Origin of the sequence: Microbacterium memoriense, from assembly GCF_025398275.1 — a bacterium.
GTDB lineage: Bacteria > Actinomycetota > Actinomycetes > Actinomycetales > Microbacteriaceae > Microbacterium > Microbacterium memoriense.
Genome location: NZ_JAODOR010000003.1, coordinates 214,739 through 223,053, shown reverse-complemented (window position 1 = coordinate 223,053; position 8,315 = coordinate 214,739). Strand labels below are relative to the sequence as shown.

Genomic DNA, 8,315 nt, shown 5'->3' with positions numbered 1-8,315 from the left:
CCGCCGCCGAGGCCCCTGCCGCGCGTGCGGCAGAGGTCGCAGCACCGGCGGCGCCCGCCGAGCCGCCGGCACCGACCATGCCGACGTTGTCCGCTGACGACGATGTGGCCACCTACGTGACCCCGCTCGTGCGCCGCCTGGCGCAGCAGCAGGGTGTAGACCTTGCCACTGTCACCGGCAGCGGTGTAGGAGGGCGCATCCGCAAGGAAGACGTCCTCGCCGCTGCGGAGGCGGCGAAGGCAGCGCCGGCATCCGAAGCACCCGCGGCCACGCCCAGCGCACCCGCGCCCGTTGAGGTCTCGCCGTTGCGTGGCACGACGCAGCCGATGTCGCGTCTGCGCAAGGTGCTCGCGGAGCGGGCCGTCGCGTCGATGCAGCAGACCGCTCAGCTGACGACCGTCGTGAAGGTCGATGTCACCAAGGTGGCGTCGTTCCGCACTGCCGTCCAGGGTGATTTCGTCGCCAAGACGGGCGGAAAGCTGTCGTTCCTGCCGTTCTTCGTGCTGGCTGCAGCCGAGGCGCTCCGGGCGTACCCGGTGGTCAACGCCACGGTCGATGGCACGGACATCGTCTACCCGGCGACGGAGAACCTCTCGATCGCCGTCGACACCGAGCGTGGCTTGCTCACCCCGGTCGTTCGCGATGCCGGTGCGAAGTCGCTGGCCGAGATCTCGCAGGAGATCGCGGACCTCGCGGCTCGGACGCGCGACAACAAGCTCAAGCCCGACGAGCTCGCCGGCGGCACCTTCACGGTGACCAACACGGGTTCGCGCGGTGCGCTGTTCGACACTCCCGTCGTGTTCTTGCCGCAGTCGGCGATCCTGGGCACCGGTGCGGTCGTCAAGGAGCCGGGCGTCGTGAAGGTCGACGGCGTGGAGGCGATCGGCATCCGTTCGTACGTCTACCTCGCTCTGTCGTACGATCACCGCATCGTCGACGGCGCGGATGCCGCGCGTTTCCTCGGCGCCGTGAAGACCCGCCTGGAGACGGCGGACTTCCAGCCGCAGCTGGGTATCTGACCGATCCGGGAAGATTCATGGCTGGTCCGCGAGGTCGTAGACGTCGCGGACCAGCCATCTTTCGTCTGTCTCGACGAGCACCACGGCTTGTGAGGCGAATCCCGCTGCGTCAGCACGGACCACCGCGACGCCCCCGTATTCATCGAGGATGGCGATGTCCGTCGGCGGGTTGCCGGACGCAACGAGCCCGTCAGGCAGAGGTTGTCCGGGGTCCTCCCGCACTGCCGCGCACGCTTCCGGATCGCCGGCGACGCACTGCGCCAACAGCGCCAACGCCTCACGTGCTCCGCGTTCCACGGCAGACAGCTCTTCTCCCGACGGCAGTGCGGGGGTGCTTTTCTCCGGCGCTGTACGTGTCGCCGGCGATCCGCTCGCACGGGGTGCGGGCGATGCCTCTTCCGAAGGGCTATCCACATCGGGCCACAGCGCTCCGAGCGTGATCACGATGCCGATGACCACGACAGCGGCGAGCAACGGACCGCGGCGACGTCGTCGACCCTCCGACTCGCCCGATTCCCGCCGAGGTCGCGTGCGGCGCAGCGCGGCGATCGTTCCCGTCCAGGCTCCACTGATCGCGTCGGCGGTGCGCCGTGCGATATCGGCGTCGACAAGACGCGCGATCGCGGTCGCCAGCATCGAGTCTGCTGGTGGGGTGGACACCTCGCGCCGCACGGTGGCGGCACGGCGCGGCGCGGTGTCGAGCGCTGGATGTTCCCCGACCGGGAGGTCGCCGAGGGGCTCTGGCTCCGCCGCGGCGAACAGAGCGTCTTCCCACTCATCCGCGTGCCGGCGCACGGCTGCGCTATCCGCGACGCCGAGGGCGATCTCTGCGGCCACCCGGCTGAGTGATCCCGATGCGCTGTCCGCAAGGTCGGAGAGGATCTCCACCGCCTCCTCGCGCCACCCGGCGCCGGCCCCGAGTGCGAGCACGGGGCGACCACCGGCATCCACCCACCAGCTGCCTGCTTCCTCGCCGAGGGGTCCCGCTTCCCGAACCGCGCGGACGATGCTGACCGCGACGGTGACCGCGCGCCCCGGGGTGGACGCATCGTCACCGCGGAGACGCCCACGGCACCCGGGCAGGAGCGCCGCGACCCCGTCGGCGGTCCGCACCGCGTCGAGCGGTGCCAGGAGATGGCCGACCGTCGCGATGCGCCAGACCACCGGGGGCAGGTCGTCATCGTCGACGCAGATGACCGACGGCTCCCCCGCGCACAGCACGCCCGGATACGGCGCCTCATCGGCGCGCAGACGACGCAAAGGCACGGGAGACCCCGGCAGGACGAGCGCATCCGATGCTGTCATGGCTCCGAGTGTGCGCGCTCGCGCCGGTCACACCAGGTGCACAGCGCGCATCTGTGGACAGTGCGCGGGAGTCGGCGAATGTGAAGAGTTCGACGCGCCCCAGCGGTAGGCTGGTGACCATGTCATCCCGCAGTACCGCGCCCGAGAAGCGCCCGGGCTTCTTCTCTCAGCTCCGCTCCCTTTTCACGTTCACGAAGGCCGAATACGCGTGGTTGCCGTGGGCGCTCATCGCCGTCGTGCTCCTCGGCATCGGCGCGGGTGTCCTGGTCGGCTTCCTGGTGCCGCCGGTCGCCGTGTGGAGCGTCATCCTCTGGGGCGTGACGGGTGTGATGTTCGGCCTTCTGGGTGCCATGATCCTCATGACCCGGATGTCGACGCACGCGATGTATCGCAAGCTCGATGGCGTTCCCGGCGGCGCAGGTCACGTGCTCTCCACGTCCCTCGGACGCAAGTGGGTCGCCTCGGACATGCCCGTGGGTGTCAACCCGAAGACTCAGGATGCCGTCTACCGCGTGATCGGACGCGGCGGCGTCGTCATCATCGCCGAGGGGGCCCGCGGGCGCCTCACGCGACTCGTCAACGACGAGAAGATGAAAGTCCAGCGCGTCGCTTCCGGTGTGCCGATCACCGTCATCTACCTCGGCCACGGCGAGGGCGATGTCGCCATCTCCAAACTCTCCTCGACCATCAAGTCGCTTCCGAAATCTGTGGACCGCGCGACGATGGCTGCCGTCGTCAAGCGCGTCGACTCGGTGTCACAGTCTGTGACGTCGCTCCCGATCCCCAAGGGTGTCGACCCGGCCAAGGCCCGCGCACAGCGACCGCGCTGAGCGCCACCTTTTCGACCTCAGCGGCGGCGGAGGACGGTGCCGACAGCCTTGTCGTGAAGACCGCGCTGGTCAGGATCCCAAATCACCGCGGGGATGACCAGGACCAGCAGCGCTGTGCGCACGATCGGGCGCCACAGTCCGACCCATCCGCCACCGACCATCTCCAGGCGGAGACCGAGGAGCCGGTGTCCCGGACTCCCTCCCAGGGTGGGGAGGAAAACGATCTGGACGACCGCGAAGATCGCGAGCGTGGCCAGCGAGTCGTAGGAGAAGAACGCGATAGAGATCAGGACGGCGCTCGCCCAGTCGATCGCGAGAGCCGCAAGCCTGCGACCGGGGCGCGCCACACTTCCGGTCCCGAACTCCGGCATCCCGAGACGCTCACCCGGATACGTGTTCGCACTGAGTTCCGTTGCCACGCGTCCAGCCTATCCGCGGCCTCGTAACAAGTCTGAAACACTGGGGATACTACCGAGCAACCGGCCCCGACTACGGTCGAGGCGAGCCTGATTCCGTCAGGCGTGTTCCACACCCGATCTTGGAGACTCCATGTTCAAAGATTCATCCGAGGTGCTCGCGTACATCAAGGACGAGGACGTCAAGTTCCTCGACATCCGTTTCACGGATCTCCCTGGTGTGCAGCAGCACTTCAACATTCCCGCCTCGACCGTCGACGAGGAGTTCTTCACGGTCGGTCAGCTGTTCGACGGCTCGTCGATTCGCGGCTTCGCGAACATCCACGAGTCGGACATGCAGCTGATCCCGGATGTGTCGACCGCTTATCTCGACCAGTTCCGCGAAGCCAAAACGCTGGTCATGATCTTCGACATCTACAACCCGCGTAACGGTGAGATCTACCACAAGGACCCGCGTCAGGTCGCCAAGAAGGCCGAGAAGTACCTCGCCTCCACCGGCATCGCCGACACGGCATTCTTCGCCCCCGAGGCGGAGTTCTACATCTTCGACGACGTGCGCTACTCGGTCACGCAGAACTCGAGCTTCTACAGCGTCGACTCCGAAGAGGGCGCGTGGAACACCGGCCGCGAGGAAGAAGGCGGAAACCTCGCCAACAAGACCCCGTACAAGGGCGGCTACTTCCCCGTCAGCCCCGTCGACAAGACCGCTGACCTGCGCGATGACATGACGCTCAAGCTCATCGAGGCCGGCTTCATCCTCGAGCGCTCGCACCACGAGGTGGGCACCGGCGGCCAGCAGGAGATCAACTACCGCTTCGACACGATGGTCCACTCCGCGGACGACATCCTGAAGTTCAAGTACATCATCAAGAACACCGCGGAGCAGTGGGGCAAGGTCGCGACCTTCATGCCGAAGCCGCTGTTCGGCGACAACGGCTCGGGTATGCACACCCACCAGTCGCTGTGGCTCGACGGCAAGCCCCTCTTCTACGACGAGAAGGGCTATGGCGGACTCTCCGACACCGCACGCTGGTACATCGGCGGTCTGCTGGCACACGCTCCCGCGGTGCTCGCGTTCACCAACCCGACGATCAACTCCTACAAGCGTCTGGTCAAGGGCTACGAGGCCCCCGTCAACCTGGTCTACTCGGCCGGAAACCGTTCGGCGGCCATCCGCATCCCGATCACGGGGTCGAACCCGAAGGCGAAGCGCATCGAGTTCCGTGCTCCGGATGCCTCGGGTAACCCGTATCTCGCCTTCGCGGCACAGCTGATGGCCGGCCTCGATGGCATCATCAACCGCATCGAGCCGCACGAGCCGGTCGACAAGGACCTGTACGAGCTTCCCCCCGAGGAGGCGAAGAACATTCCGCAGGTTCCGAACTCGCTGCTGGACTCGCTCGAGGCGCTGCGCGCCGACTCCGAGTTCCTGACGCGCGGCAATGTGTTCACCCCCGAGCTCATCGAGACGTGGATCGAATACAAGATCGAGAACGAGATCAAGCCGATCGCGGCGCGCCCGCACCCGTTCGAGTTCGAGCTGTACTTCGGCGTCTGACGCCTCCGAGAAGCCCCGGCATCCACTTTCGGATGTCGGGGCTTTTCGCGTGCGCGGGCGCAGCGAAGCGCGCAGAATGTCGCGATCTCCGCAGAGATCCGCCGTATACGTGCGGAGAAGTGGACATTCTGCGGAGATCGTGCGGGGCGACCCCGCGCCACAAAGAGGGTGGTGGATGCCGGGGCTTAGCCGTAGAAGAGCTTCTCGAACGCGCGGCGCGCACGGCGCGCGGTCCGCATCCATTCCTCTTCGACCCGAGTCGCCGAGCGCGGTGGGTACTCCAGGAGACGGCCGATGCCGTCGAGCTTGCCCCGGTCGGTCGGCAGGATATCGCTCGTCTGGCCCGACAGAAGCGTGTTGGCCGAACGGAGCCGACTGGCGAGGCGCCAGGCTTCAGCCAAGTAGTCCGCCGCCGCGTCGGGCACGAGCCCCGCATCCCGCGCCGCATTCAGCGCGCCGATGGTCGAGGTCGTCCGCAGCGTCGGAATGTCATGCGCGTGGGCATGCTGGAGCAGCTGGACCAGCCATTCGACATCACTCAGCCCACCCGGGCCGAGCTTCAGATGGCGCGCACGATCGGCCCCCTGCGGCAGGCGCTCATTTTCGACGCGCGCTTTGATCCGCTTGATCTCGCGGAGTCCGTTCGGATCGACGTTCGCGGGATACCGCACCTCGTCGGCGAGGGCCATGAACGCGCGATTGAGTGTGACGCTGCCGGCGACGCCGCGGGCGCGCAAGAGCGCTTGCGCTTCCCACGACAGAGACCAGCGGCGGTAGTACGCGGCATACGATTCGAGCGAGCGCACCATCGGGCCCGTGCGTCCCTCCGGACGCAGATCAGCGTCGAGATCGAACGGAACGCGGTGGTCTTCCGAATGAGTGCGTAATCCGGCGACGATCTGCAGGGCGAGAGCGTTCGCCCGCTGTGGGTCGATCCCGTTGGCGTCATACACGTAAAGGATGTCGGCATCGGAGCCGAAGCCGAGTTCACGGCCGCCGAACCGCCCCATCGCGATGACGGAGAAGTCCAGCGCGGCGTCCTCCGGAGGCACGATCTCGCGGCGCACGGCACGCAGCGTCGCCTGGATCGTGACCTCGCTGACGGTCGTCAATCCCTCCGCGATCTCTTCAATCGTTGCGGTACCGAGCAGCCCGGCAAGACCCAGGCGGAGGAGCTCCCGTCGCCGCAGCACGCGCACGGACCGCATGGCATCGATCACGGTCTCATGGCGGGCCTGGATCGCGCGGGCCTCTTCCTGCAGCAGGACTCCGCGCCGCGGGCGGAGCTGCTCATCGGAATCCAGCCACGCGACCGACTCGGGAATCCACTCCATCAGCTCCCCGACATAGCGGGAGCCCGAGAGCACGCGCGTCAATCGTTCTGCGGCCCCGGAGGAGTCACGCAGCATCCGCAGGAACCAGGGGGTGTTGCCCAAGCGTTCACTGATGCGGCGGTACGCGAGCAGCCCGTAGTCCGGATCGACGCCGTCCGCGAACCAGCGGATCATCACCGGCATGAGGTGTCGTTGGATGGTGGCTTTGCGACTCAGGCCCCCCGTGATGGCGCCGATGTGCCGGAGCGCACCGGCCGGATCACGGAAGCCGATGGCCGCAAGGCGATCGGCCGCCTGTCCTTGCGAGAGTTGCTGTTCATCCGCGGGCAGTGCCGCAACCGCCGACAACAGCGGCCGGTAGAAGAGCCGCACGTGGACTTCACGCACCTCGCGCTTGACCGCTTCCCACAGTTCCCACACGGCCGGTCCGGTCTCTGCGAGTCCCGACGCGCGTGCGAGGACGCGCAGGCCGTCCGGCGTCGTGGGCATGAGGTGTGTGCGCTGCAGCCCGCGAAGCTGCATCCGATGTTCCAGCACTCGGAGCACCCGGTAGTCACGGGCGAACACGGCGGCGTCGGCGCGTCCGATGTAGCCCGCGTCGACCAGGGCTTCGAGTGCGTCGAGCGTTCCGCGCTGATGGATGCTGGGGTCTCCGAGGCCGTGCACGAGTTGCAAGAGCTGCACGGTGAACTCGATGTCACGGATTCCGCCCGGTCCGAGCTTGAGCTGGTAGGGCACATCGGCCGGCGGGATGTGCTCGGTGACACGCTCACGCATCCGTTGGACGCTGTCGACGAAGTTCTCGCGGGCGGCGCTCATCCAGATCTTCGGCTGAACCGCGGCCACGTACGCGTCGCCGAGCGCCCGATCACCCGCGATCGGGCGGGCCTTCAACAGGGCCTGGAACTCCCAGCTCTTGGCCCATCGGTCGTAATAGGACAAATGCGACTCGAGGCTCCGCACGAGGGCGCCCTGTTTGCCTTCCGGCCGCAGATTCGCATCGACTTCCCACAGGGGCGGCTCGATCTCGATCCCCGAGATCCCCCGCATCGTCTGGACGGCGAGGCGAGTGGCGATGTCGATGGCCCGGCTCTCACCGACATCCTCGATGATGCTCTGGTCCGCACCCCCGACGAAGATGACGTCGACGTCGCTGACGTAATTGAGCTCGCGCGCTCCGGTCTTGCCCATTCCGATGATCGCGAGCTGTGTGCCCATCACGTGCGCGTGCGGGAAAAGACCGGCCCCCACACTCCCGCCGGCGACCCGCGTACGGGCGACGCACAACGACGCCTCCAGCGCGGCGCCGGCCGCGTCGGCCAGTGCGGCAGCGACCGGGGCGAGGACATCCACCGCATCCGGGACGGAAAGGTCGAACGCGGCGATGCGCGCCAGCATCCGGCGGTAACGGACGCGCAGCGCGACCCAGGCGCTCTCGTCGCCGGTCTGTGCGAATCCTTCTGCATCCGCACCGACAGCGTCGAGAAGTTCGGAGCGGAGTTCCTGCGTCGACGGGAGTCCTCCCCCGGCGCCCGTGAGGTCGTCGAGTTCGCGTGGATGCCGCAGATAGAACTCGGCGAATCCACTCGACGCGCCCAACAGCCGCCAGACCGTTGCCGCTGCGTTCGCGAGCGCGTCACGCACCGCGTCGGCGTCTCGCCGCGCGATCCGCACGAGTGCCCCCAACGCACCGTCCGGATCGGCCGCCAGCTCTGCCGAGAGCAACAACTCCGGCCGTTGCCGACCGGTGAGTTCGGCGAGCTCGCTCAGCAACCGATCGGCGTCGCCGAGGTTACCGAAGCCGAGTCGGGCGAGTCCGGTCAGGGCCGAGGAACGCGCGCCGGTCGACATGG

6 protein-coding genes are annotated in these 8,315 nt (G+C 67.5%); 3 read left to right on the top strand and 3 right to left on the bottom strand.

What is annotated here, in order from left to right; all coding sequences use genetic code 11:
* Positions 1-1,019: 2-oxoglutarate dehydrogenase, E2 component, dihydrolipoamide succinyltransferase (gene sucB / locus N4R40_RS02710; protein WP_261605824.1), on the top strand; the 1,019-nt coding region annotated here is incomplete at its 5' end.
* A gap of 15 nt (positions 1,020-1,034) precedes the next feature.
* Here sucB and N4R40_RS02705 read toward each other — a convergent pair.
* Positions 1,035-2,324, bottom strand: coding sequence for a hypothetical protein (locus N4R40_RS02705; RefSeq protein WP_261605823.1), 1,290 nt, complete (start codon positions 2,322-2,324; stop codon positions 1,035-1,037).
* Positions 2,325-2,443: 119 nt separating this feature from the next.
* On the opposite strand from N4R40_RS02705, the gene N4R40_RS02700 reads away from it, so the two are divergent.
* The gene (locus N4R40_RS02700) at positions 2,444-3,154 is read left to right on the top strand and encodes a DUF4191 domain-containing protein (protein ID WP_261605822.1); all 711 of its coding nucleotides are present in this window, start codon (positions 2,444-2,446) and stop codon (positions 3,152-3,154) included.
* A 17-nt stretch (positions 3,155-3,171) separates the two neighbouring features.
* On the opposite strand, the gene N4R40_RS02695 is transcribed toward N4R40_RS02700, so the two are convergent.
* Positions 3,172-3,525 (bottom strand): RDD family protein, encoded by a 354-nt coding sequence (locus N4R40_RS02695; RefSeq protein WP_261605836.1) that lies wholly within the window; start codon positions 3,523-3,525, stop codon positions 3,172-3,174.
* Positions 3,526-3,703: 178 nt separating this feature from the next.
* Here N4R40_RS02695 and glnA point away from each other — a divergent pair, with 178 nt between their 5' ends.
* Complete coding sequence (gene glnA, locus N4R40_RS02690; RefSeq protein WP_261605821.1) at positions 3,704-5,128, top strand: type I glutamate--ammonia ligase; 1,425 nt, start codon at positions 3,704-3,706, stop codon at positions 5,126-5,128.
* A 185-nt stretch (positions 5,129-5,313) separates the two neighbouring features.
* On the opposite strand, the gene N4R40_RS02685 is transcribed toward glnA, so the two are convergent.
* Positions 5,314-8,313: a bifunctional [glutamine synthetase] adenylyltransferase/[glutamine synthetase]-adenylyl-L-tyrosine phosphorylase gene (locus N4R40_RS02685; protein WP_261605820.1), complete on the bottom strand. Its 3,000-nt coding sequence runs from the start codon at positions 8,311-8,313 to the stop codon at positions 5,314-5,316.
* Between the last annotated feature and the right edge of the window lie 2 nt (positions 8,314-8,315).